The sequence below is a fragment of the Caballeronia zhejiangensis genome, assembly GCF_000698575.1.
Classification (GTDB): Bacteria; Pseudomonadota; Gammaproteobacteria; order Burkholderiales; family Burkholderiaceae; genus Caballeronia; species Caballeronia zhejiangensis.
The window spans coordinates 47,582-70,902 of record NZ_JFHD01000014.1; the positions used below are offsets into that span (position 1 = coordinate 47,582).

Here is a 23,321-nt window from a genome sequence, read left to right on the forward strand (position 1 = left end):
GCGGATGAAAACCTTCAACGAACCGTCATACCGGCTCGACGGCAATCTCGACGAGATGCCGTTCGGCGTCGAGCATCGGCACATTCAAGCGCTCGATGCCGAGCACCGTGGCGCCCGCCGGCACTCGCGCGGCTTCGGCATCTGGCTTCACCCCTTTCATCGCCAGAATCCGCCCGTTGTCCGCAACCAGATGACGCGAAAGTGTAACGAAATCGGAGAGCTCTGCGAATGCGCGCGACACGATTACATCGAATTTTTCCGGTACTTCGATGCCCGGACGTAAACTTTCGACGCGCCCGGTTGCGACAGACAGATTGTTCAGACCTAACTGGGCCTTCGCCTGCGACTGAAAAGCTGTTTTCTTGTGGACGATGTCATTCAACGTCACACGCACATCGGGCTGCGCGATCGCCAGCACGACGCCGGGCAAACCGCCGCCCGAACCGACGTCCAGCAGGGTCGACGGATTTCGCGCGGATACAGCCGGGACGATCGCAAGCGAATCGAGAATGTGCTGGATCAGCATCTGCTGCGGGTCGCGGATTGCCGTCAAGTTATAGACGGAGTTCCACTTGCCGAGCAGCGCGACATAATCGAGTAATTTCTGGCTTTGCGAAGACGACAGCGCGAGGCCGAGCGCGGAGACGCCCTTTTCGAGCGTCGTCGCCAGAGTTTGGTTGCGCTCCGTCATTGAACCGCCGTCGTATTACGGCTTGACGAATCGTCGCTAGGCGAGTTGAGGCCGCGACGTCCCGCGCCGCGCTTCAGATGCACCATCAGCAGCGAGATCGCGGCCGGCGTAATGCCCGAGATTCGCGATGCCTGACCGATGGTCTCAGGCCGGTGCTGAATCAGTTTCTGGCGAGCTTCAAACGACAAGCCGCGGACTTCGTTGTAGTCGAGACCTTCGGGCAGGCGCGTATTTTCCTGCGCGTCGTTCCGCACGATCTCGTCCGCTTGCCTGTCGATGTAACCTTGATACTTCACGCCGATTTCGATTTGCTCCTTGATCTGGCTGAGAAGAACCGAATCCTCCGCTAACGGCGCGTCCGGGCCACAAGCTCCGTCGCGCAGCGCGCAGATGCCGTCGTACGAAACACCCGGCCGGCGCAGCAGATCCGCCAAGCTGTACTCATGGTCGATCGGCTTGCCGAGCAACGCGGTCGCCTCTTCGGCCGGCAGCGTCTTCGGGTTGACCCATGTCGAGCGAAGACGCTGTGTTTCACGTGAAACAGCGTCGCGCTTGCGGCTGAACGCGTCCCAGCGAATATCGTCGATGACACCAAGCTCGCGGCCAATTTCCGTGAGACGCATATCCGCGTTGTCCTCGCGGAGTGACAGACGGTACTCTGCGCGGCTCGTGAACATGCGGTACGGCTCAGATACGCCCCGCGTCACGAGATCGTCTACGAGCACGCCCAGATACGCCTGATCTCGACGCGGCGACCACGCCTCTTTACCTTGGACTTGGAGTCCGGCGTTGATTCCCGCAAGCAAGCCTTGCGCAGCGGCCTCTTCGTAGCCGGTCGTACCGTTGATCTGTCCGGCGAAGAACAAGCCGTTGATCGCCTTCGTTTCCAACGACGCCTTCAGCGCCCGCGGATCGAAGTAGTCGTATTCGATCGCATAGCCAGGACGAAGGATGTGCGCGTGCTCCAGGCCCCGCATCGAGCGCACGAGCTCGAGTTGCACGTCGAACGGCAGACTCGTGGAGATGCCGTTGGGATAGAACTCGTTCGTGGTCAGTCCTTCCGGCTCCAAGAAGATCTGGTGCGCGTCTTTCGAAGCGAAGCGGTGGATCTTGTCCTCGATCGACGGGCAATAGCGCGGTCCGACGCCTTCAATAACGCCCGTATACATCGGCGATCGATCGAGTCCGGAGCGGATGATGTCATGCGTCCGCGCATTCGTGTGCGTGACCCAGCACGGCAATTGACGCGGATGCTGCTCTACTCGACCCAGAAACGAGAACACCGGGATCGGATCGAGGTCGCCCGGTTGCTCTTCGAGCTGAGAGAAATCTATCGTGCGGCCATCGATGCGCGGCGGCGTGCCCGTTTTGAGACGGCCCTGAGGCAGCTTCAATTCCTTCAGACGCGCGGAAAGCGACACCGCAGCGGGATCGCCCGCGCGACCGCCGACATAGTTATTCAGACCAACGTGGATCTTCCCATCGAGGAACGTCCCTGCGGTCAGTACGACGGCGCGCGCGCGAAAACGCAGACCCACCTGGGTCACAGCACCGACGACGCGATCGCCCTCGACCATCAAATCATCGACCGCTTGCTGGAACAGCCAGAGATTCGGTTGATTTTCCAGCCGATGGCGGATCGCCTGCTTGTACAGAAGGCGATCAGCTTGGGCGCGCGTCGCCCGCACCGCCGGCCCCTTCGACGAATTGAGAATGCGGAACTGAATGCCGGACTCGTCCGTCGCCGCAGCCATGGCGCCGCCGAGCGCGTCGACCTCCTTGACGAGATGGCCTTTGCCAATCCCGCCGATGGACGGATTACAGCTCATCTGACCGAGCGTCTCGATGTTATGGGTCAAAAGCAGCGTTTTGCAGCCCATACGCGCGGAGGCGAGCGCCGCCTCAGTGCCCGCGTGACCGCCTCCGACGACGATCACATCAAATTCTGTGGGATAAAGCATTGGGATATCGTGTGCGAACGACACGAACCTGAAGAGAGAATAGCTTTGAATTATAACGGTTTCTTCCCGCCCTCGAATTCGCTCGAACGGCCCGCGACGAAAAAAATGGCGTGTTTCACGTGAAACACGCCATCGGTGGGCACCGCCGTTGTGGCGTCTAAGCCACCTTCTTCGTCAGGCCAAGATAAGTCTCGATAACTTGGGGATTGTGTTGAAGCGCATCGGCGTTCCCTTCGAGGGCAAACTCACCCGTCTCGAGAACATAGCCGTAGTCGGAGATTTGCAGCGCCGCGCGTGCATTTTGTTCAATCAGCAGCGTGGCAACGCCCGTCTGACGCAGAGCGCTGATGATATGGAAAATCTCCCTGACGATCAGCGGCGCCAGCCCGAGGCTCGGCTCGTCGAGCATGAGAAGTTGCGGCTTACCCATCAGCGCGCGACCCACCGCCAGCATCTGCCGCTCTCCACCCGACAAGGTTCCGGCCGCTTGCTTCCGCCGTTCCTTCAGTCGCGGGAAAAGCTGAAACACATGATCGAGCTGATCAAGGTAATTCCGTTCGCCTGCCTTCTTACGCCGATAAGCGCCGAGCACGAGGTTGTCCTCTACCGCCATCGTCGCGAATAGCTCGCGTTTTTCCGGCACCAGGCACATTCCACGTGCGACACGACGCTCAATCGGTAACGCAGAGATATCTTCTCCAAGATATCGCACAACGCCCTTCGAATGCCCCGTCTGCGGCAGCGCACCCATGATCGCGTTAAGCAGCGTCGACTTTCCTGCGCCGTTCGGCCCGATGACGGAAACGATCTGCCCCGCGCCGACGGTGAGCTTGCCGTCGTGCAACGCCTCGACCTTGCCGTAGCGTACCGACAAGCCGTCCACTTGAAGAATCGGATCTGCCATCACTCCACCCCACCCAAATATGCTTCGAGCACCGCAGGATCCTTCTGGACTTCTGTCGGCAATCCTTCGGCGATCTTGGTGCCGAACTCCATCACCACAAGCCGATCCGTCAGATTCATCACGAAGTCCATGTCGTGTTCGACCAGAAGAATGCTCATCCCTTCGGCGCGAAGTTTTCGCAGCAAGTCAGCCAGTTGTAGCTTTTCCTGATACCGCAAGCCAGCGGCAGGTTCGTCCAAGAGCAACAGAGTCGGATCGCAGCACAGCGCGCGGGCGATTTCCAGAATCCGCTGCTGACCCAGCGCGAGACTCCCCGCTTCGCTATAAATATGCTTCTCCAGCCCGACGCGCTTGATCTGCTTCGCGGCCTCCGCCATCAGCCGCGCTTCCTCCGCCGCATTCAGACGGACGACGCTGCGCCAGACGCCCGTATTGCCACGCAAATGCGCTCCGATCGCGACGTTCTCCAGAACCGTCATCCCCGGCAGCATCTTGACGTGTTGAAACGTCCGCCCGATGCCACGTTTGACGATCTCGCGCGAAGTCAGCTTCTCGATGCGTTCGCCGTGAAAACTGATCGCGCCGCTCGTCGCTTGAAGCACGCCTGTGACGAGATTGAACGTCGTGGATTTGCCTGCGCCGTTTGGTCCGATCAAACCGATGATCTCGCCCGCCTTCACCTCGAAACTGACATCATTCACCGCGACGAGCCCACCGAACTGCTTGCGCGCCTTGTCGACAACCAGCAAGCGCTCGCCCGCCGTGGGTTTGCTGCGCTGCGGCAGGGCGTCGCCGTGATCTGGAACCTGAGCGCGAGGACCACGAGGAAAGATGCGCGCGACGAACGGCCATACGCCCTGTCTCGCGTATTGCAACAGCAGAACCATCACGACGCCGAAAACGATGATCTCAAAGTTGCCGTTGGCGCCGATCAGCTTGGGCAGAAGCGTCTGCAGATAATCCTGCAGAACGGTGAGGATCGTCGCACCGAGAATCGCACCCCAGACGTGCGACACGCCGCCGACCACCGCCATGAACAGGAACTCGATGCCGTGATTCAGCCCGAACGGCGTCGGATTCACCGCGCGCTGCAAGTGCGCGTACAGGAAGCCGGAAATGGCCGCCAGAACTGCTGCATAGATGAAAATGACCACGCGCATCCACGCAGTATTGACGCCCATCGCCTCGGCCATCGTGCCGCCTCCGCGCAATGCGCGAATCGCGCGGCCGGGCCGACTATTAAGCAGATTCTGAACAGATATCACCGCGAGCAGCACGACGACCCAGATCAGGTAGTAGATGCTGCGCCCCGATTCGAGCTGCCAGCCGAACACGTTGAGCACCGGAATCCCATTGATGCCGTCGTACTTGCCGAGCAGTTCCATGTTGCCGAACAGATAGAACAGCGAGAGGCCCCACGCGATCGTCCCGAGCGGCAGAAAGTGCCCGGACAGACGCATGGTGATAAGACCGAGCAGCAGCGCGATAAATGCCGTCAGCACGACGCCTGCGATGAGCGCGAGCCACGGCGAGACGCCATAGCGCGTCGTCAGGAAGGCCGTCGCGTATGCGCCCACGCCGACAAACGCAGCCTGGCCGAAGCTCGTCATCCCGCCGATGCCCGTCAGCAGAACGAGGCCGATCGCGACGATCGAATAGAGGCCGATGTAGTTCAGCAGCGTGATCCAGTACTCGGGCACGGCGACCGGCCCGGGCAGAATCGGCAACGCGAAAACGATCAGCAGAAAGATCCAGAAAGAACGGAATTTCATCGGCTCACTCCTCGTCCTCATCCGAATGCGGGCTCGCCAGGCTTCGCCACAGCAGCACCGGAATAATCAGCGTGAAGACGATCACCTCCTTGTACGCGCTCGCCCAGAACGACGAATACGATTCGAGCAGACCCACGAGCAGCGACCCCGCCGCCGCGAGCGGATAGCTCACCAGACCGCCGACGATCGCGCCCACGAAACCCTTCAGGCCGATCAGAAAGCCCGAGTCGTAGTAGATCGTCGTGATGGGCGCGACGAGCACGCCGCAGAGCGCGCCGAGCCCGGCCGCGAGCGTGAACGCGAGGCGCCCCGCCTGTGTCGTGCCGATGCCCACGAGCCGCGCGCCCAGACGATTCACCGACGTCGCGCGCAACGCCTTGCCGGAAATCGAGCGATCGAAGTAGAAGTACAGCGCGACGATCAACACGACAGCCGTCCCCACGACCCACAGGCTTTGCCCGGAGATCGATACGCTGCCGAGATTGAAGTTGGCGTCGGAGAATGCCGTCGTGCGCGATCCTTCGGCGCCGAACATCACGAGCCCGAGGCCGACCATCGCGAAGTGCACGGCGACCGCGACGATCAGCAGCAACAGCGTGCTCGCCTCCGCGATCGGCTCATAGGCGAGGCGATAGACGAACGGCCCCATCGGCACGACGATGAGAAGCGTCAGCGCGATCTGGGCCAACATCGGCAAAGGCTGCGCAAAAGCGGCTTGCGTAATGCCCCAAACCGCAACGGGAAACAGCAGATACTTGCCGGCCAGGACGGTGAGCAAGCGTCCGATCTGGTGATATCGCGAAGGATGCCGAACGATGCCAGCGAGTTCGGCGATAAAGCAGCCGACGCCCATCGCGATGAGCAAATAGCAGGTGGCGGGCAGCTTCTGCGTCTGCAGCGCGGCCAGCGTGAGCGCGCCATACGCGACGAACTCGCCCTGCGGAATGAAAATGACGCGTGTCACGGAGAACACGAGCACCAGCGCGAGCGCGAGCAACGCGTAGATCGCGCCCGTGGTGATCCCGTCCTGCGCGAGGATCGCCGCAATCGATAAGTCCATACTTCCTCTTTGGAGCTTCTTGTGAAACATGGTCAAGCGGCGCGCCGTTGCCGGTGCGCCGCTTGTTCTACGAGATCATCTCGAAATTAAGAAACACGAACGCGCGGGTAGGCGCGTTCCACGACATCAGTCGTTCAGCAGCTTCCACTTGCCGTCGACGATCTGCACCATCACGCGCGCGCGATTGTCGAAGCCGTTGTGATCGGTCGGCGTCATGTTCATGATGCCGTGCGACACCGGCAGATCCTTGAGGTTTTCGAGCGCCGCGCGCAGCGCTTCGCGGAACTCCGGCGTGCCCGGCTGGCCCTTCTTCAGCGCTTCGGGAATCGCGCGCTGAAGCATCTGCCCGGCGTCCCAAGCGTGGCCGCCGAACGTCGACAGCGAACCCGCGCCGTAGGCCTTCTCGTACGCGTCCTTGTACGCCGCCGACGACTTCTTCACCGGATTGCTCTCCGGCAATTGCTCGGTGACGAGCACCGGACCGGCGGGCAGGATCTCTCCCTCGCAATCCTTGCCACACACGCGCAGGAAGTCGTTGTTGGCGACGCCGTGCGTCTGATAGACCTTGCCCTTGTAGCCGCGCTCCTTCAGCGCCTTCGCCGGCAGCGCGGACGGCGTGCCCGCACCCGCGATCAGCACCGCGTCGGGGTTCGCGCCCATCGTCTTCAGCACCTGGCCGGTCACGGACGTGTCCGTGCGGTTGAAGCGCTCGTTCGTGACGATCTTCAGCTTGTGCGCCGTGGCCGCCGTGTTGAACACGTTGTACCAGCCGTCGCCGTAGGCATCGGCGAAGCCGATGAAGCCCACGGTCTTCACGCCGTGCTTCTCCATGTAGCTCGCGATCGCGTCGGCCATGAGCGCGTCGTTCTGCGGCGTCTTGAAGACCCACGCTTTCTTCGCGTCCATCGGCGAGATGATCGCGGCCGAGGCGGCCATCGAGATCATCGGCGTCTTGCCCGCGGCGGCCGGGTCGATCATCGCGAGCGAGTTTGGCGTCACGGTCGAGCCGACGATCGCATCGACGTGATCTTCGTCGATCAGCTTGCGCGTGTTCTGCACGGCTCGGCTCGTGTCGGAACCGTCGTCGAGCACGATCCATTCGACCGACTTCCCGCCGATTTCCTTGGGCAACAGCGCGACGGTATTTTTCTCGGGAATCCCGAGCGATGCCGCCGGTCCCGTCGCCGAGAGCGTCACGCCGATCTTCACTTGCGCGAGCGCCGCGCCCGCGCCCGCGAACACGCTGCCCGCGATGGCGAGCGCGATGCCGGTCTTGATCCATGCCTTCTTCGTTTTCATTGCTTGTCTCCAAACGCGCACACTGGCGGTGCGTTGCTGCGAGTTGTTATCGATGCGACTTTCGAGGCCAATCAAAGAGCCGCCCCAATCTATTTACCGCGATACTGCGTGCCAAGGCTCGTTTTCCCTGACCGTTGCGCCCTCTTCTTCGTCGGGGCTTTCGTTGCACAGCGCAGAAAAAAGGCGCGTTCGAAACGACGCGCCTTTGTTCTTCGAATCAGTTCACATGCGATTGCGTCAGTTGCCCGAGAGCTTCCACTTGCCGCCTACGATCTCCACCATCACGCGCGCGCGCTGGTCCAGTCCGGAGTGATCGTTGGGGCTCATGTTGAAGATGCCGTGCGATGCCGGCAGATTCTTCGTCTCTTCGATGGCCGCGCGCAGCGCTTCGCGGAACGCCGGCGTGCCGGGCTGGCCCTTCTTCAGCGCAATGGGAATCGCGCGCTGCAGAATGAGGCCCGCGTCCCAAGCGTGACCGCCGAAGGTCGACACCGAACCCGCGCCGTAGGCGCCTTCATACGCTTTCTTGTACGTGAGCGCGGCCTGCTTCACGGGATTGCTGTCGGGCAACTGCTCCGCGACGAGCAGCGGTCCGGCGGGCAGGAACGTGCCTTCGCAATCCTTGCCGCACACGCGCAGGAAGTCGTTATTGGCGACGCCGTGCGTCTGATAGATCTTGCCCTTGTAGCCGCGCTCCTTGAGCGTCTTCTGCGGCAGCGCGGCCGGCGTGCCCGCGCCCGCGATCAGCACCGCGTCCGCGTTCTGCGACATCGTCTTGAGCACCTGGCCCGTCACCGATGCGTCGTTGCGCGCGAAGCGCTCGTTCGCGACGATCTTCAGCTTCGCGAGATCGGCCGCTTTCGAGAATTCCTTGAACCAGCTCTCGCCGTAGGCATCGGAGAAGCCGATGAACGCGACCGTCTTCACGCCATGATTCGACATGTGCTGCGCGATGGCGGTGGCCATCAGAATGTCGTTCTGCGGCGTCTTGAAGACCCACGCCTTTTTCGCGTCCATCGGTTCGACGATGCTCGCGGCTGCGGCCATCGAGATCATCGGCGTGTGCGTTTCAGCGGCGATGTCGGTCATCGCGAGCGAGTTCGGAACGACGGTCGAGCCGACGAGCGCATCGACATGATCTTCGCTCGTCAGCTTGCGCGCGTTTTTCACGGCTTGCGTGGAATCGGTGGCGTCGTCGAGAACGATGTATTCCACCTTCTGCCCGGCGACCTCCTTCGGAAGCAACGAAACGGTGTTCTTCTCGGGAATGCCAAGCGACGCCGCCGGGCCCGTTGCCGAAACCGTCACGCCGATTTTCACGTCCGCCAAAACCTGATTGCTGATTACCGCCGATAATGCCGCGACGGCCATTGCGACCGCCTTTCCGCGTAATGCCAACTTCATTGATTTGCGCCCCGTAAATCGTGCTTATGCGTAAAGAATCGCCTGCGGATATGTCCGTGATTCGCGCCGCTTCGAATCGCCGACCGACGGGTCGGGAAATGCAGTTTAGCGGACGAAAGCGCCGGGCAGCAAGCGTTTTGAAGGGTCTTCCCGGGCTTCGAACGTTGTTTTTTCAGCGCTTTTCCGACGACGCCGCACGCATCCCTAAACCCTCGGGAAAACCCCGCCTTAAATCCGTCGAGGGATTAATTCGTATTATCGACGGGCAAATAAAAAAGCGCTGTTGGACTCATCCAACAGCGCTTTTCGGTCGGGCACTTCGTGCCTCATGTCTCCTCGTTCTCCACCTCAAAAATCTGGGTGCAACAGAACTAGGACGCATGTTAAAGAACGCAACAGTGCCCGGCAACCTAGCATTTACCCTAGTGGTGCACAAAAGCACCTCAACGGGGCGTATTTCTTGCAATACAGCGCGCTTCTCGCGAAGCCCCAATTAATTCGCAATTCAAAGTAAATCGCTTCAGCCTTGCAGCGGCCGAACCCGCGCAACGATCTCCCCGACAATTCCGCGACGGAACGCCAGCACGCACGCGATGAAGATGACGCCCGTCACGATCGTCACCGATTCGCCCAGCGAGTTGAACCACGTTACGCCCGTGAGCCGCGCGATGCCGCTGCCGATATCGCCGAGCCGGTCTTCCAGCGCGACGATGATCGCCGCGCCGAGCAGCGGGCCGAACATCGTGCTCATGCCGCCGACGAGGGTCATCAGCACGACGAGGCCGGACATCGTCCAGTGCGCGTCGCCCAGGGTTTCGAAGCCGAGCACGAGCGTCTTCGTCGCGCCCGCGAAACCCGCGAGCCCCGCCGACAGCACGAACGCGAGCAGCTTGTAGCGCGACGTGTCGTAGCCGAGCGAAATAGCGCGCGGCTCGTTCTCCTTGATCGCGATCAGCACTTGCCCGAACGGCGAATGCACGATGCGCACGATCAGCGCGAACGCGAGCAGCATCACCACGAGCACGACGTAATACAGCGTGATGTCGTTGCCCAGATCGATCGCGTTGAACAGCTTGCCGCGCGGCACGCCTTGCAGACCGTCTTCGCCATGCGTGAACGGCGCCTGGAGGAAGACGAAGTACACCATCTGCGCGAGCGCGAGCGTGACCATCGCGAAGTAGATGCCCTGGCGCCGAATCGCGATCAGGCCGGCGACGAGACCGAGCAGCGTCGCCGCCGCCGTGCCCGCGAGCACGCCGAGCTCCGGCGTGAAGTTGAGCGTCTGGATCGCGTAGCCGGCCACGTAGCCCGCGGAAGAGAGGAACATCGCGTGCCCGAACGACAGCAGCCCCGTATAGCCGATCAGCAAATTGAACGCGGCTGCGAAGAGCGCGAAGCACAGCACTTTCATCATGAACAGCGGATACACGCCGACGAACGGCGCCACGATCAGGCCGATCAGCAACAGGCCGTAGAGCGCTTTTCTCTGCATCATTTTTCCTTGCCGAAGAATCCTGCCGGGCGAATCATCAACACGATCGCCATGATGACGAAGACGACCGTCGCGGACGCTTCCGGATAGAACACGCGCGTCAAGCCTTCGATCACGCCGAGCAAGAGACCCGTGAGGATCGAGCCCATGATCGAACCCATGCCGCCGATCACGACCACCGCGAACACCGTGATGATCATCGACTGGCCCATCAGCGGCGACACCTGAATCACCGGCGCCGCAAGCACGCCCGCGAACGCCGCGAGCGCGACGCCGAAGCCGTAGGTGAGCGTGATCATCATCGGCACGTTGACGCCGAACGCCTCGACGAGCTTCGGATTCTCCGTGCCCGCGCGCAAATAAGCGCCGACGCGCGTCTTCTCGATCACGAACCACGTCGCGAAACACACGACGAGCGACGCCACGACCACCCACGCGCGATAGTTCGGCAGGAACATGAAGCCGAGATTGGTCGCGCCTTGCAGCAGCGACGGCACGTCGTAAGGCTGCCCCGACGAACCGTAGATCGAGCGAAACACGCCTTCGATCACGAGCGTGAGGCCGAACGTGAGCAGCAGCCCGTAGAGATGATCGAGCTTGTAGAGCCAGCGCAGCATCGATCGCTCGACGAAAACGCCGAACAGCCCGACGATGACGGGCGCGAGCACGAGCATCGCCCAGTACGGGACGTTGAAGTAGGAAGCGCCCATCCATGCGAGCATCGCGCCCAGCATGAAGAGCGCGCCGTGCGCGAAGTTGATGACGTTGAGCAAGCCGAAGATCACCGCGAGCCCGAGGCTCAGGATCGCGTAGAACGAGCCGTTCACCAGCCCGAGCAGCAGCTGGCTCATCATCGCGGCGAGTGGAATGCCGAAAATTTCCATTGAACCTGCCGTCAGAAACGTGTTGACGCGGTTGCGGCGGCCGAGCGGCCCTCTTGGCCGCCCGCCTCGCGAACGCGCTGAATCACCGCCGAACGCTTACTTCCAGAGCTTGCAGCGCGACTCCGCCTTCGTGCCGAACGCCTGATCGCCCGGAATCGTCGCGGTGATCTTGTAGTAGTCCCACGGCTCCTTCGATTCCGACGGCTTCTTCACTTCCATCAGATACATGTCGTGAATCATCGAACCGTCTTCGCGGATGTAGCCCTTCGCGTAGAAGTCGTCGATCTTCGTCTTCTTGAGCTGCGCCATGATCTTGTCGCCGTCGGTCGTGCCCGCCGCCTTCACCGCGTTCAGGTAGGCCATCACGGCGGAGTAGTCCGCTGCCTGCAGGCTCGACGGCATCTTCTTCATCTTGCCGAAGTAGCGCTGCGCCCATTTGCGCGTGTTCTCATCCTTGTTCCAGTACCAGCTGTCCGTCAGGACGAGACCCTGCGTCGTTTCGAGCCCGAGGCTGTGGATATCGTTGATGAAGATGAGCAGCGCGGCGATCTTCATCGACTTGGTGATGCCGAATTCCTTCGCGGCCTTGATCGAGTTGATCGTGTCGCCGCCCGCGTTCGCGAGGCCGAGCACCTGCGCCTTCGATCCCTGCGCCTGCAGCAGGAACGACGAGAAGTCCGACGCCGACAGCGGATGACGCACTTCGCCGAGCACCTGGCCGCCGTTCGCCTTCACGACGTCGGCCGTATTCTTTTCGAGCGCCTTGCCGAACGCATAGTCGGCGGTGAGGAAGTACCACGTCTTGCCGCCCTGCTTCGTCACCGCGGAACCGGTGCCTTTCGCGAGCGCCATCGTGTCGTACGCGTAGTGCACCGTGTACGGCGAGCATTGCTCGTTGGTCAGGTTGTCCGCGCCCGCGCCGATGTTGATGTACGGCGTCTTCTTCTCCGCCGCGACTTGCGCGGTCGAGAGCGCCGTCGCCGAATTCGTGCCGCCGATGATCGCGTTCACGCCGTCGCGGTCGATCCATTCACGCGCGCGCGATGCCGCGATATCCGCCTTGTTCTGGTGATCCGCATAGACGAGTTCGATCGGCTTGCCGTTCACCTTGCCGCCGAAGTCCGCGATCGCCATGCGAATGGCTTCGAGGCCGCCCTGGCCGTCGATGTCCGCGTAGAGGCCCGACATGTCGGTGACGAAACCGATCTTCACGGTGTTGCCGTCGGCGGCGTTGGCGCTCGTGCTCATCACCGCCACACTCGCCGCCGCAGCCGCAAAGCACAGAGTAGAGAGGCGCGCGAGGGTCTTCTTTTTCATTCCAGTCTCCATGAGTTTTGATTTGTTGCGGTGTTACTGGTGTTGCCCTTCTTTCCGGCGTGCCGCGTTCGGGATCGATTACACCCCGAGCAATTCGTGCAGCACCGGCATCTTCGCTTCGAGTTCCCCCGCGCCGAAATGCTCGACGATGTTTCCGTGCTCCATCACGTAAAAGCGGTCCGCGAGCGGCGCCGCGAAACGAAAATTCTGTTCGACCATGACGATCGTGTAGCCGCGCGACTTCAGCATGAGGATCATGCGCGCGAGTGTCTGCACGATGACCGGCGCGAGACCTTCCGAGATTTCATCGAGCAGAAGCAGATTCGCGCCCGTGCGCAGAATGCGCGCGACGGCCAGCATCTGCTGTTCGCCGCCCGAAAGACGCGTGCCCTGGCTCGCGCGGCGCTCTTTCAGGTTCGGGAACATCGAATAGATCTCGTCGAGCGACATCGCGTCCTTCTGCTTGCCGATGAGCGGCGGCAACAGCAGGTTTTCCTCGCACGACAAGCTCGAAAAAATGCCGCGCTCCTCCGGACAATAGCCGACCCCGTAATGCGCGATCTTGTGTGTGGCGAGCCCGATGGTTTCGTGTCCCGCGACGCGAATCGAGCCCGTCCTGCGCCCGGTCAGGCCCATGATGGCGCGCAGCGTCGTCGTGCGGCCCGCGCCGTTGCGACCGAGCAGCGTGACCACTTCGCCGCGATTCACCTTGAGGTCCACGCCATGCAGAATGTGCGATTCCCCGTACCACGCCTGCAATCCCGAGATTTCCAGCGCGGGCACATTGCCCGCCGCGCCGTTCGCCTCGCGCGAGCGGCGCTCCTCCACGATCGTACTCATGCATGCGCTCCGGTGAGCGCCGCATCGGCGCTGCCCATGTAGGCTTCCATCACGAGCGGATTCTTCGACACTTCCGCGTAGCTGCCTTCGGCCAGCACTTCGCCGCGCTGAAGCACGGTGATGGTGTCGGAGATGCCCGCGATGACGTTCATGTTGTGCTCGACCATCAGGATGGTGCGGCCCGCCGATACTTTCTTGATGAGCGCCGTCACGCGGTCGACGTCTTCGTGGCCCATGCCTTGCGTCGGTTCGTCGAGGAGCATGAGTTCGGGCTCCATCGACAGCGTGGTCGCGATCTCCAGCGCGCGCTTGCGGCCGTACGAAAGCTCGACAGTTTTGGTATCGGCGAAATCGGTGAGGCCGACTTGCGTGAGCAGATCCATCGCGCGGTCGTTTAGCGCGTCGAGAGAACGCTCGCTGCGCCAGAAATGAAACGACGTACCCAGTTGCCGCTGCAAGCCGATACGCACGTTCTGCAGCACGGTCAGATGCGGAAACACGGCGGAAATCTGAAACGAGCGGATGATGCCGCGCCGCGCGATATGCGCCGGCCGCTCGCGCGTGATGTCCGTGCCGTTGAAAACGATCTGGCCCGCAGTGGGTTCGAGGAACTTGGTGAGCAGGTTGAAGCAGGTTGTCTTGCCTGCGCCGTTCGGTCCGATCAGCGCATGGATCGAACCGCGGCGAACGCGCAGGTTCACGCCATTCACGGCCGTGAAGCCTTTGAATTCCTTCGTGAGTCCTCGCGTTTCAAGAATGGTGTCGCCGAGAATCATGTCCCCTTCCATGCGAAGTGAGACGCTGGGGCAAACTCTGTTCGCCTGCGCCTTATTTTTTCTTTCCGCGCGCACCCGAACGTTGTCTCCATTCCGGTACTGCTTCGCTTCGCGCGTCGCTGTTGCGGCCGCACAAAGTGTGCACGTGGCATGCCGAGCATCACTAATTCCGGGGCCATTGTCGCGCCAATGATGCAGCGCAATCATTGGGATTTGCACTTACTAACGATTTGCTTGGAGTCCCGCCGCATGCACGTTATGGGGGCATGGGGAATGCTTATGCAGGGCGCAAATAAGCGATGACTGATCGAGCGTCATGCGCGCGTCATGCATACGTCATTCATCACGTCACGCGAGCGCCGTCGCGATCACTTCCTGCGCTTCGACGCTGCGCCGGTCTTCGCGGATCATGTCGCTCGCGCGCTCGGCGATCATCAGCGTCGGCGAATTCGTATTGCCCGATGTGATCGTCGGCATCACCGATGCATCGACGACGCGCAGGCCGCGCACGCCGATCACGCGCAGGCGGCTGTCGACGACCGCCCCCGGATCGTTGTCCGTGCCCATGCGGCATGTGCCGACCGGATGAAAGATCGTCGTGCCGACCTTGCCCGCCGCTTCGACGAGTTCTTCCTGCGTCTGAAACTGAATGCCGGGCAAGATCTCTTCCGGCGCATAACGCGCGAGCGCGGGCGCGCCGGCGATGCGCCGCGTGAGGCGCAACGCATTCGCGGCGACTTCGCGGTCGCGGTCCGTCGACAGATAATTCGGCGCGATCAGCGGCGCCGCATGGGCATCGGGCGATTCGATATGCACGCTGCCGCGCGATGTCGGCCGCAGATTGCACACGGATGCCGTGAACGCATTGAACGCGTGCAGCGGTTCGCCGAAGCGTTCGAGCGACAAGGGCTGAACGTGATACTGCACGTCGGGGCGCTTGATCGATGCATCGTCGGGATTGGACTTCGCGAACGCGCCGAGCTGCGATGGCGCCATCGACATCGGGCCGCTACGCAACAGCGCGTATTGCATGCCGATGAAAAGCTTGCCCCACCAATGCGCGGACAACGTGTTCAACGTGCGCACGCCGTTGACCTTGTACGCCATGCGCAATTGCAAGTGGTCCTGCAGATTTTCGCCGACGCCGCGCAGACTCTTCACGACATCGATGCCGAGACGCTGCAGACGCGCGCCATTGCCGATGCCCGAGAGTTCGAGAATCTGCGGCGAATTCACCGCGCCCGCGCTGAGAATCACTTCGCATCGCGCGCGCGCGATGTAATCGACATCGCCGCCGCGATACTCCACGCCGACGCAGCGCGCGCCTTCGAACACGAGGCGTTGCGTGTGCGCGCCGGTGATCGTCGTGAGGTTCGGACGCTTCATCGCTTCACGGAGAAAGGCCTTCGCCGCATTCCAGCGAATGCCGCCGCGCTGATTCACTTCGAAATAACCGACGCCCGTGTTGTCGCCGCGATTGAAGTCATCGGTCGCGGGAATGCCGCTCTGCTGCGCGGCCTTCGCGAAGGTTTCGAGAATCTTCCACTTCAGACGCTGCTTCTCGACGCGCCATTCCCCGCCCGCGCCGTGCCATTGGTTGCCGCCGCCGTGATGATCCTCGCTGCGCTTGAAGATGGGCAGCACGGAATCCCACGACCAGTTCGGATCGCCGCTGACATGCGCCCAGTCGTCGTAGTCCTCGCGCTGGCCGCGCATGTAGATCATGCCGTTGATCGACGAGCATCCACCGAGCACGCGCCCGCGCGGATACGACAGCGCGCGTCCGTTCAGGCCCGGTTCGGCCTGCGTCTTGTAAAGCCAGTCCGTGCGCGGATTGCCGATGCAATACAGATAGCCGACCGGAATATGAATCCAGTGATAGTCGTCCTTGCCGCCCGCTTCGAGCAGCAGCACGTTCACGTCGGGATCCTCGGTGAGGCGATTCGCGAGCACGCAACCGGCCGTGCCCGCGCCGACCACGATGTAGTCGAATTCACCTTCCAGCTTGCGCGCGTTCTGTTTCATCGCTTGTCTCCGTGGCGCGCCGTCTTGTGCGGCGTCTTTGGCTTGCAGATCAACCGAGCGTACTGCGGGATGCGCTTGCGAATCCAATCAGATATGTTCAACTGGGATATAAGAAGCTTTAATATCAGCCGATGGACTACATTCTTCTGCGCGCCTTCATCACCGTTGCACGCGAAGGCAACCTCACGCGCGCGGCGGCGCAACTGCATCTGACGCAGCCGGCCGTCAGCCTGCAGATCAAGAATCTGCAGGAGATGCTGGGCGTCGTCCTGTTTTCGCGAACGTCGCACGGACTTTTGCTGACGCGCGATGGCGAAGCGCTCCTGCCGCACGCCGAACGCGCGCTCGCAGCCGCCGCCGACGTGCAGCGCGCCGCTGCTGCGCTGCGTCACGAAGTGAGCGGCACGCTGCGCATCGGCACGATTCTCGATCCCGAGTTTCTGCGGCTCGGCGGATTTTTGCGTCAGCTCGTGGAGACGCATCCGCGCATCGAGACGTCATTGCGGCACGGCATGTCGGGCTGGGTGCTGGAGCGCGTGAGGGCGCGTGATCTGGACGTCGGCTATTACATCGGCGATCCGGCCGTCGACGGCACGCGCGACGGCGAGCGCTTTCACGTCGTCAGGCTGACGCCATTTCTGTATCGCGTGCTTGCGCCGGCGGGCTGGCACAACCGCGTCAACAAGGGCAAGCGCAACTGGGCCGCGCTCGCCAAGCTGCCGTGGATCTGGACGCCGCAGGAATCCGCGCATAACCGGCTGTTGTCGCGCCTCTTCCGCGAGGCGGGCGCGATGCCGCTCGTCGTCGCGGAAGTGGATCAGGAGCCGTCGATGCTCGATCTCGTGAAATCGGGCGTCGGTCTGTCGCTCGCGCGCGATTCGATCGCGCTGGCGCAGGCGCACGCACACGCGCTGACGATCGTCGAAGGCGTCACGGTGCCGACGCAGTTGTCCTTCGTCGCGCTCGCGGAACGTCGCGATGAACCGGCGATCGCGGCGGCGCTGCGGTTGATCGACGCGCAATGGTCCGTCTGAGGGCAAATCCCGACTTCGCGGGCAAGGACTTTCAAGCGCGCTTCATCGATCGTCTGCTAGGCTGGGCGCTCGCTTTTTTACATCCAACCGTGTTCGAGGAGTCTTCATGGCACGCAACATCGAAATCAAGGCGCGCGCGCATCAGTTCGACGCACTGCGCGAACGCGCGGCCGCGCTCGCCCCCGACGCGCCGCTGGTTTTCCGCCAGCAAGACTTCTTCTACGACGTGCCCACCGGACGCCTCAAGCTGCGCCAGTTCGACGACGGCACGCCATCCGAGCTGATCTTTTATCAGCGCGACGACCGCGACGGCCCGAAAGTCTCGTACTACACGCGCAGCCCGGTGACGAATCCCGAGGCGATGCACGCGCTGCTCGCGCAGGCGCTGACGACGCGCGGCATTGTCTCGAAGGAACGGCATGTGTTTCTCGTCGGGCGCACGCGCATTCATCTGGACCGCGTGGACGGTCTCGGCGATTTCATCGAGCTGGAAGTGGTGCTCGGCCAGGACGACGACGAAGCCGGCGGCGAAGAAGAAGCTCACGCGATGTTCGCGCGTCTCGGCGTGGCGCAGACCGATCTGGTGCCGCTCGCTTACGTCGATTTGCTCAGTCCCGAGGCGTCGTCGTCGGCGAGATGAGAAAGCGGCAGCGGACCGTTGCGCTTGAACGTCGTCAGCACGATGTTCGAGCGCACGCTGTCGACGCCCGGTACGCGCATCAGCTTCTTCATGACGAAGCCTGAAAGCGCGTTCAAATCGGGCGCGACGATGCGCAGCAGGTAATCCGCATCGCCGACGGTCGCGTGACATTCGAGCACTTCGGGCAGCATTTCGATCTGCTGCTGAAACTGCTCGATGATCGAATCGCCGTGATGCTTCAGCTTCAAACTCGTGAACGCCGTCACGCCCAGGCCGAGCTTTTCGGGCCGCAACACCACCCGATATCCTTCGATCACGCCCGTCGCTTCGAGGCGCTGCAGGCGCCGCCCGATCTGCGACGGCGAAAGCGGCACCTGCTCGCCCAGTTGCTGATGCGTCGCGCGCCCGAAGCGTTGAAGCACGTCGAGCAGGGCGAGGTCGAAATGATCGAGTTCGAGCATGAGGCGGATATGCGCGGTAGCCGTGATGAATGCGACTTTATCGCATGGCAGCGGGTGCCCTCACAAACCCTTTGCGCAAAGGGGCCGTTTCGCGCGCGTTTTACGAATTCCTTGCAGCGGCAAACAAGGTAACGCGCATGTTACCAACCATGACACCGCGAAAGGCCGGATTTCATACGGAAAGACGCGAATTCGGCATAAACGCAAGCCTTCGAACAGCAAATAGAAAGCTCGATCGTCAGTTACCTTTCAGTCTCGACTACCATTCCTGAAGCGCTCGTAAGCTTCCCAGGCGGCGCGAGCCTCGTCGTCCAGTTGCTCGGGCGGCAGCCCGGATTGACGCTGTACAATCAGCAGCGCATAGGGCCTGGACAGCGCGCTCGCTTCCTTGCAGAGGCTGAGTTCGTCGCCGCTCGACGGGGAGCGGCCGCGCCAGTAGTTGATCGCGGCTTCGAGTTCGTGGATCGGGATGACAGCCATGTCCGGGCAGAAATACATTCGGTGTACGGCCGCTCGCGGCTTCAGGAAAACAGGTCGCGCACGCCGCATGAGATGTGAGTTTTGAACCGGCTCGAGCCCGCGCCGCACGCCGCGCATGTGACCATGCCGCCGACCGCCCCGCCCGCTAGAGCTCAACCCATTGTACTTGAGCGACTCCATGCGAATCCTTCTGATCGAAGACGACCGCCCCATCGCGCGCGGCATTCAAAGCAGCCTCGAACAATCCGGCTTCACGGTCGACATGGTGCACGACGGCATCTTCGCCGAACAGGCGCTCGCGCAGAACCGCCACGAGCTCGTCATTCTCGATCTCGGCCTGCCCGGCATCGACGGCATGACGCTGCTTTCGCGTTTCCGCCAGGGCAATCGTCACACGCCGGTGATCATCCTCACCGCGCGCGATGAACTGCACGACCGCGTGCAAGGCCTGAACAGCGGCGCCGACGACTACATGCTGAAGCCGTTCGAGCCGCAGGAACTCGAAGCGCGTATCCGCGCGGTGATGCGACGCAGCGGCCCGCACGGCGACGTGCCACGCCCCGAAGTGTCGCTCGGCGGCTTGCGCCTGTCGGGCGTCGATCGCCGCATCTTCAACGACGAGCGTCCGCTCGAACTCTCGCCGCGCGAATTCGCCGTGCTCGAAATGCTGTTGCTGCGTCACGGCCGCGTCGTGAGCAAGGCGCAGTTGCAGGATCATCTGACGCACTTCGGCGGCGATCTCGGCGATACGGCCATCGAAGTGTATGTGCATCGCGTGCGCAAGAAACTCGAGAACACGCGCGTGGAAATCGTGACGGTGCGCGGCTTCGGCTATCTGCTTCAGGAGATCCGGCAAGCGGCGTAACGCTTCTGCCGTAAAACGCCTTGCGATTTCCCACTCGCCGCGCGGGCGACCAGCGTTTCGCCCGCGAAGACTGGCTCGATCTGGCGCGGTCGAAAGCCGCCGAGACGCCGGCGCCGCCGAGTCTGCGGCGCACGCTCCTGCGCCGCCTCGCCGCGCCGCTGTCCCTGCTCGCGCTGATGTCCGGCCTCATGGCCTACTGGCTCGCGTGGCAATACACGCAGCACGTCGTCGACCGCTCGCTCGCGGATCTCGCGACGGCCATCTCCAAGCAGATCCAGCTCGCCGGCGTCGATGCGCCCGTCACCGTGCCGCCGCTCGCGCAGGCGATGTTCTCGGACCCCGTCGAGCAACTCATCTACCGCATCAGCACGGGCGATGAGGAAATCGCCGGGGAACCCGATCTGCCGCTCACCGGCACCAACGTGCGGCGCATTCACTACGCGTACGTCTTCGAGACGCACTTCGAGGGCGTCTCCGTGCGCGCGGCGCAAGTGCGCGTGCCGCAGCCGACGGGCAATCCGATCGTCGTCGAAGTGGCGCAACGCGTGGGTTCGCGATATCGGATCGCGGTCGAATTTCTCATCGCGATCATGATGCCGCTGCTGTTGCTGCTGCTCGCCGGATGGGTGATCGTGTGGCGCGTCGTGAATCAGCAGTTGAACCCGCTCACCGATCTCGCCGACGCGCTCAATCAGCAGACGCACATCTCGCTCGAACCTGTCGACGAGACTTACGTGCCGAGCGAAATCCGCCCGCTCACGAGCGCGATGAACGGCCTGCTCGTGCGCCTGCAAAGCGCGCTCGATGCGCAACGCAAGTTCATCGCCGATGCCGCGCATCAACTGCGCACGCCGCTGACGGCGGTCAAGCTGCACGCCGAGCAGGCGCTCAGTTCGCGCGATCCCGCGAAGGCCGTCGAAGCGGTGAAGGAATTGCGCGCATCGGCGGATCGCGCGGTGCGGCTGTCGAATCAATTGCTTTCGCTCGCGCGCGCCGAGCCGGGCGAACAGGCGGCGCGCTTTTCCGATTTCGATCTGGCCGCGCTCGCGTTCGATACCGGCGCGGAATGGGTGCCGCGCGCCCTCGCCGCACACGTCGATCTCGGTTTTCAGCGCCTCGACGATCCCGAGAACGAACATCCGCTGATCGTGCGCGGCAATGTCGTGCTCGCGCGTGAGGTGCTCGCGAATCTGATCGACAACGCGCTCAAGTACATTCCGCCGTTTCGCATCGAAGGCGCGCGCATCACGATGTCGGTCACGGAATGGAGCGACGCGAACGGCCGGCGCTTCGGCGAAGTCGTCGTGGAAGACAACGGACCAGGCGTGCCGCCGGATCAGCAAGGCGATCTCTTCAAGCGCTTTTTCCGCGGCGACGGGCAAAACGTCGAAGGCGGCGCGGGCCTCGGACTCGCGATCGTTCACGACATCATGGTGCTGCACGGCGGCACGGTGCATTACGAAGATGCGCCCGAAGGCGGCGCGCGCTTCATCGTGCGCATGCCGCTGAAGGAAGACAAACCGGCGGCGGAATAAAAAAGAGCCACGGGTTTCGGTCCGTGGCTCTGTCCGGTCTTAAGCGCGGCTTACTTCTTCTTTTTCGCCTTCTCTTCTTTCAGCGCGAGCATCGTGCCGCGGCATTTCTTCGCGCCGCATCGGCATTCGTATTCTTTCTTGAGCTTCTTGGTGATGCGGCCGTCGATGACGAGACCGTAGTCGTAATTCAGCTCTTCATCCGCCTCGATGTCGCGCAGCGCGTGGATGAACACGCGCCCTTCGACTTCCTCGGCCTCGCAATTCGGCGCGCACGAATGATTGATGTACTTCGCGCTGTTGCCTTCGATCTTGCCGTCGATCACGCGGCCATCGTCGAGTGCGAAGTAGAACGTGTGATTCGGCTCGTCGGGATTGTGCGGATGGCGGCGCAGCGCTTCCTTCCACGAAATGCGCTCGCCCTTGTACTCCATCACCTTCTCGCCGGCGGCGATCGGCTTCACGGCAAACACGCCTTTACCGTGCACACCGGAGCGGCGAACGGTGACCCTGCGTGAACTCATCGAACGAATCCTTAAATAACGCTTCGCTCCCGCGCGATCGGGGATGAACATCGGGACAAAAAAAACGCGGTGGCTTCGATGCCGCCGCGTTCGCTCGTTGAACGCTCGCGTCCAACACACCGGTATCCTACACTCCCGGCGCGCGTCTGCTCAACCGTCCGGGCGATGCGCGCAACGTTTCAGCGCTGGCCGATTGTGATCTCGCCAAAGAGGTTCTTCTGGTCGCGCGGCTGCGAGCGCCAGTACTGCGGCGGCGCCGTGACGGTCGCGCCGAGCTCGGCGGCGGCGTGCCACGGCCAGCGCGGATCGTAGAGCATCGCGCGCGCCATCGCGACGTAGTCCGCCTTGCCGCTCGCCACGATTTCTTCTGCTTCCTTCGCCTCCGTAATCAGTCCGACGGCGACAGTGTTCACGCCCGTCGCTTCCTTCACGGCCTGCGCAAACGGCACCTGATAGCCCGACGACAACGGAATCTTCTGCAACGGCGAAACGCCGCCCGACGATACATCGACCCAGTCGACGCCGCGCTTCTTCAACTCCGCTGCGAACGCGATCGTGTCTTCGATGCTCCAACCGCCTTCGACCCAGTCGGTCGCCGAAACGCGCACGCCGACGGGTTTGTCGGCCGGGAACGCGGCGCGCACGGCATCGAAGATTTCGAGCGGATAGCGCATGCGGTTTTCGAGCGAGCCGCCGTATTCGTCGGTGCGCTGATTGGCAATCGGCGACAGAAACTGATGCAGCAGATAACCATGCGCGCAATGCACTTCGATGCCGTCGATGCCGAGGCGCGCAGCCCGCTTCGCCGACGCGACGAACGCTTCCTTCACGCGGAGGAGACCGGCGGCGTCGAGCGCGAGCGGCGGCGTTTCTTCGGGCTTATGCGGAACGGACGACGGCGCGTAAGTCATCCACCCGCCATCGGCGACGGAAACCAGCGCTCCCCCTTCCCACGGCTTGCGGCTCGATGCCTTGCGGCCCGCGTGAGACAACTGCATCGTCACCGCGATCTTCGAATACTGGCGGATGGCGGCGAGCACGGGACGCAGCGCGGCTTCGGTGACATCGTCCCAGAGACCGAGATCGCCCGCCGTGATGCGTCCGTCCGGCTCGACGGCCGTCGCCTCGATGAACAGCATGCCCGCGCCCGACAACGCGAGCTGGCCGAGATGGATCATGTGCCATGCCGTGGCCTCGCCGCGCTCGGCGGAGTACTGGCACATCGGCGATACGAAGATGCGGTTCGGAAGTTCGAGACCGCGTAGGGTCGTGGGTGTGAACAACGCGCTCATGGCGGTGACTCGTCGATGGAAATGAAGCGATCGAGAATAGCACCGCCCTTCACGACACGCAGAAACGC

General features: G+C 62.4%; 21 protein-coding genes. 4 read left to right on the forward strand and 17 right to left on the reverse strand.

The genetic code is table 11. From position 1 onward, the window contains the following. Nucleotides 1–25 precede the first annotated feature (25 nt). The 13 genes from rsmG to BG60_RS18725 all read right to left on the reverse strand — a co-directional run bounded on the left by rsmG (nucleotide 26) and on the right by BG60_RS18725 (nucleotide 16,425). On the reverse strand, nucleotides 26–691 hold the full coding sequence (gene rsmG / locus BG60_RS18665; protein ID WP_034472328.1) for a 16S rRNA (guanine(527)-N(7))-methyltransferase RsmG: 666 nt from the start codon (nucleotides 689–691) through the stop codon (nucleotides 26–28). Then, a complete protein-coding gene (mnmG, locus tag BG60_RS18670) occupies nucleotides 688–2,652 on the reverse strand; it encodes a tRNA uridine-5-carboxymethylaminomethyl(34) synthesis enzyme MnmG (RefSeq protein ID WP_034472331.1) in 1,965 nt (654 codons plus the stop codon). Before mnmG ends, rsmG begins: the two co-directional genes overlap by 4 nt. Before the next feature lie 157 nt (nucleotides 2,653–2,809). Further along, nucleotides 2,810–3,556: an ABC transporter ATP-binding protein gene (locus BG60_RS18675; RefSeq protein WP_008352441.1), complete on the reverse strand. Its 747-nt coding sequence runs from the start codon at nucleotides 3,554–3,556 to the stop codon at nucleotides 2,810–2,812. Beyond that, a complete protein-coding gene (locus BG60_RS18680) occupies nucleotides 3,556–5,328 on the reverse strand; it encodes a branched-chain amino acid ABC transporter ATP-binding protein/permease (RefSeq protein WP_008352439.1) in 1,773 nt (590 codons plus the stop codon). Before BG60_RS18680 ends, BG60_RS18675 begins: the two co-directional genes overlap by 1 nt. A gap of 4 nt (nucleotides 5,329–5,332) precedes the next feature. Next, nucleotides 5,333–6,388 (reverse strand): branched-chain amino acid ABC transporter permease, encoded by a 1,056-nt coding sequence (locus BG60_RS18685; protein WP_008352437.1) that lies wholly within the window; start codon nucleotides 6,386–6,388, stop codon nucleotides 5,333–5,335. A 126-nt stretch (nucleotides 6,389–6,514) separates the two neighbouring features. Next, nucleotides 6,515–7,687, reverse strand: coding sequence for an ABC transporter substrate-binding protein (locus tag BG60_RS18690; protein ID WP_008352435.1), 1,173 nt, complete (start codon nucleotides 7,685–7,687; stop codon nucleotides 6,515–6,517). A gap of 237 nt (nucleotides 7,688–7,924) precedes the next feature. Then, a complete protein-coding gene (locus BG60_RS18695; RefSeq protein WP_033536459.1) occupies nucleotides 7,925–9,091 on the reverse strand; it encodes an ABC transporter substrate-binding protein in 1,167 nt (388 codons plus the stop codon). 520 nt (nucleotides 9,092–9,611) lie between these two features. After that, the gene (locus tag BG60_RS18700; protein WP_008352433.1) at nucleotides 9,612–10,583 is read right to left on the reverse strand and encodes a branched-chain amino acid ABC transporter permease; all 972 of its coding nucleotides are present in this window, start codon (nucleotides 10,581–10,583) and stop codon (nucleotides 9,612–9,614) included. Then, nucleotides 10,583–11,467 (reverse strand): branched-chain amino acid ABC transporter permease, encoded by an 885-nt coding sequence (locus BG60_RS18705; protein WP_008352432.1) that lies wholly within the window; start codon nucleotides 11,465–11,467, stop codon nucleotides 10,583–10,585. Before BG60_RS18705 ends, BG60_RS18700 begins: the two co-directional genes overlap by 1 nt. A gap of 96 nt (nucleotides 11,468–11,563) precedes the next feature. After that, nucleotides 11,564–12,784 (reverse strand): ABC transporter substrate-binding protein, encoded by a 1,221-nt coding sequence (locus BG60_RS18710; RefSeq protein WP_008352431.1) that lies wholly within the window; start codon nucleotides 12,782–12,784, stop codon nucleotides 11,564–11,566. A 78-nt stretch (nucleotides 12,785–12,862) separates the two neighbouring features. Further along, complete coding sequence (locus BG60_RS18715) at nucleotides 12,863–13,624, reverse strand: ABC transporter ATP-binding protein (protein ID WP_008352430.1); 762 nt, start codon at nucleotides 13,622–13,624, stop codon at nucleotides 12,863–12,865. Continuing rightward, on the reverse strand, nucleotides 13,621–14,400 hold the full coding sequence (locus tag BG60_RS18720) for an ABC transporter ATP-binding protein (protein ID WP_008352429.1): 780 nt from the start codon (nucleotides 14,398–14,400) through the stop codon (nucleotides 13,621–13,623). The genes BG60_RS18715 and BG60_RS18720 overlap by 4 nt, the downstream gene beginning before the upstream one ends. Before the next feature lie 348 nt (nucleotides 14,401–14,748). Beyond that, nucleotides 14,749–16,425: a GMC family oxidoreductase gene (locus BG60_RS18725; protein WP_008352427.1), complete on the reverse strand. Its 1,677-nt coding sequence runs from the start codon at nucleotides 16,423–16,425 to the stop codon at nucleotides 14,749–14,751. 131 nt (nucleotides 16,426–16,556) lie between these two features. Here BG60_RS18725 and BG60_RS18730 point away from each other — a divergent pair, with 131 nt between their 5' ends. Both BG60_RS18730 and BG60_RS18735 read left to right on the forward strand, forming a co-directional pair. Continuing rightward, the gene (locus tag BG60_RS18730) at nucleotides 16,557–17,459 is read left to right on the forward strand and encodes a LysR family transcriptional regulator (RefSeq protein ID WP_008352425.1); all 903 of its coding nucleotides are present in this window, start codon (nucleotides 16,557–16,559) and stop codon (nucleotides 17,457–17,459) included. 106 nt (nucleotides 17,460–17,565) lie between these two features. Beyond that, nucleotides 17,566–18,099: a class IV adenylate cyclase gene (locus BG60_RS18735; RefSeq protein WP_008352423.1), complete on the forward strand. Its 534-nt coding sequence runs from the start codon at nucleotides 17,566–17,568 to the stop codon at nucleotides 18,097–18,099. On the opposite strand, the gene BG60_RS18740 is transcribed toward BG60_RS18735, so the two are convergent. Together BG60_RS18740 and BG60_RS18745 are read right to left on the reverse strand one after the other, a co-directional pair. Continuing rightward, complete coding sequence (locus BG60_RS18740; protein WP_008352422.1) at nucleotides 18,054–18,560, reverse strand: Lrp/AsnC family transcriptional regulator; 507 nt, start codon at nucleotides 18,558–18,560, stop codon at nucleotides 18,054–18,056. The two genes, BG60_RS18735 and BG60_RS18740, sit on opposite strands and share 46 nt — an antisense overlap. A gap of 249 nt (nucleotides 18,561–18,809) precedes the next feature. After that, nucleotides 18,810–19,040, reverse strand: coding sequence for a DUF3717 domain-containing protein (locus BG60_RS18745; RefSeq protein ID WP_008352420.1), 231 nt, complete (start codon nucleotides 19,038–19,040; stop codon nucleotides 18,810–18,812). Between the two features lie 178 nt (nucleotides 19,041–19,218). Here BG60_RS18745 and BG60_RS18750 point away from each other — a divergent pair, with 178 nt between their 5' ends. After that, on the forward strand, nucleotides 19,219–19,905 hold the full coding sequence (locus BG60_RS18750; RefSeq protein WP_008352418.1) for a response regulator transcription factor: 687 nt from the start codon (nucleotides 19,219–19,221) through the stop codon (nucleotides 19,903–19,905). Between the two features lie 80 nt (nucleotides 19,906–19,985). Continuing rightward, nucleotides 19,986–21,440 (forward strand): sensor histidine kinase, encoded by a 1,455-nt coding sequence (locus tag BG60_RS18755; protein WP_033536470.1) that lies wholly within the window; start codon nucleotides 19,986–19,988, stop codon nucleotides 21,438–21,440. 50 nt (nucleotides 21,441–21,490) lie between these two features. Here BG60_RS18755 and BG60_RS18760 read toward each other — a convergent pair whose 3' ends face one another. Together BG60_RS18760 and BG60_RS18765 are read right to left on the reverse strand one after the other, a co-directional pair. Then, nucleotides 21,491–22,012 carry an SET domain-containing protein gene (locus tag BG60_RS18760; protein ID WP_075583516.1) on the reverse strand — a complete coding sequence of 174 codons (522 nt, stop codon included), beginning with the start codon at nucleotides 22,010–22,012 and terminating at the stop codon, nucleotides 21,491–21,493. 128 nt (nucleotides 22,013–22,140) lie between these two features. After that, nucleotides 22,141–23,253 (reverse strand): NADH:flavin oxidoreductase/NADH oxidase, encoded by a 1,113-nt coding sequence (locus tag BG60_RS18765; RefSeq protein ID WP_008352415.1) that lies wholly within the window; start codon nucleotides 23,251–23,253, stop codon nucleotides 22,141–22,143. Nucleotides 23,254–23,321 lie beyond the last annotated feature (68 nt).

Excerpts from the sequence above, each read along its gene's own strand:
- rsmG (WP_034472328.1), bottom strand. The coding sequence starts at position 691 with ATGACGGAGCGCAACCAAACTCTGGCGACGACGCTCGAAAAGGGCGTC.
- mnmG (WP_034472331.1), bottom strand. The coding sequence starts at position 2,652 with ATGCTTTATCCCACAGAATTTGATGTGATCGTCGTCGGAGGCGGTCAC.
- BG60_RS18675 (WP_008352441.1), bottom strand. The coding sequence starts at position 3,556 with ATGGCAGATCCGATTCTTCAAGTGGACGGCTTGTCGGTACGCTACGGC.
- BG60_RS18680 (WP_008352439.1), bottom strand. The coding sequence starts at position 5,328 with ATGAAATTCCGTTCTTTCTGGATCTTTCTGCTGATCGTTTTCGCGTTG.
- BG60_RS18685 (WP_008352437.1), bottom strand. The coding sequence starts at position 6,388 with ATGGACTTATCGATTGCGGCGATCCTCGCGCAGGACGGGATCACCACG.
- BG60_RS18690 (WP_008352435.1), bottom strand. The coding sequence starts at position 7,687 with ATGAAAACGAAGAAGGCATGGATCAAGACCGGCATCGCGCTCGCCATC.
- BG60_RS18695 (WP_033536459.1), bottom strand. The coding sequence starts at position 9,091 with ATGAAGTTGGCATTACGCGGAAAGGCGGTCGCAATGGCCGTCGCGGCA.
- BG60_RS18700 (WP_008352433.1), bottom strand. The coding sequence starts at position 10,583 with ATGCAGAGAAAAGCGCTCTACGGCCTGTTGCTGATCGGCCTGATCGTG.
- BG60_RS18705 (WP_008352432.1), bottom strand. The coding sequence starts at position 11,467 with ATGGAAATTTTCGGCATTCCACTCGCCGCGATGATGAGCCAGCTGCTG.
- BG60_RS18710 (WP_008352431.1), bottom strand. The coding sequence starts at position 12,784 with ATGAAAAAGAAGACCCTCGCGCGCCTCTCTACTCTGTGCTTTGCGGCT.
- BG60_RS18715 (WP_008352430.1), bottom strand. The coding sequence starts at position 13,624 with ATGAGTACGATCGTGGAGGAGCGCCGCTCGCGCGAGGCGAACGGCGCG.
- BG60_RS18720 (WP_008352429.1), bottom strand. The coding sequence starts at position 14,400 with ATGATTCTCGGCGACACCATTCTTGAAACGCGAGGACTCACGAAGGAA.
- BG60_RS18725 (WP_008352427.1), bottom strand. The coding sequence starts at position 16,425 with ATGAAACAGAACGCGCGCAAGCTGGAAGGTGAATTCGACTACATCGTG.
- BG60_RS18730 (WP_008352425.1), top strand. The coding sequence starts at position 16,557 with ATGGACTACATTCTTCTGCGCGCCTTCATCACCGTTGCACGCGAAGGC.
- BG60_RS18735 (WP_008352423.1), top strand. The coding sequence starts at position 17,566 with ATGGCACGCAACATCGAAATCAAGGCGCGCGCGCATCAGTTCGACGCA.
- BG60_RS18740 (WP_008352422.1), bottom strand. The coding sequence starts at position 18,560 with ATGCTCGAACTCGATCATTTCGACCTCGCCCTGCTCGACGTGCTTCAA.
- BG60_RS18745 (WP_008352420.1), bottom strand. The coding sequence starts at position 19,040 with ATGGCTGTCATCCCGATCCACGAACTCGAAGCCGCGATCAACTACTGG.
- BG60_RS18750 (WP_008352418.1), top strand. The coding sequence starts at position 19,219 with ATGCGAATCCTTCTGATCGAAGACGACCGCCCCATCGCGCGCGGCATT.
- BG60_RS18760 (WP_075583516.1), bottom strand. The coding sequence starts at position 22,012 with ATGTTCATCCCCGATCGCGCGGGAGCGAAGCGTTATTTAAGGATTCGT.
- BG60_RS18765 (WP_008352415.1), bottom strand. The coding sequence starts at position 23,253 with ATGAGCGCGTTGTTCACACCCACGACCCTACGCGGTCTCGAACTTCCG.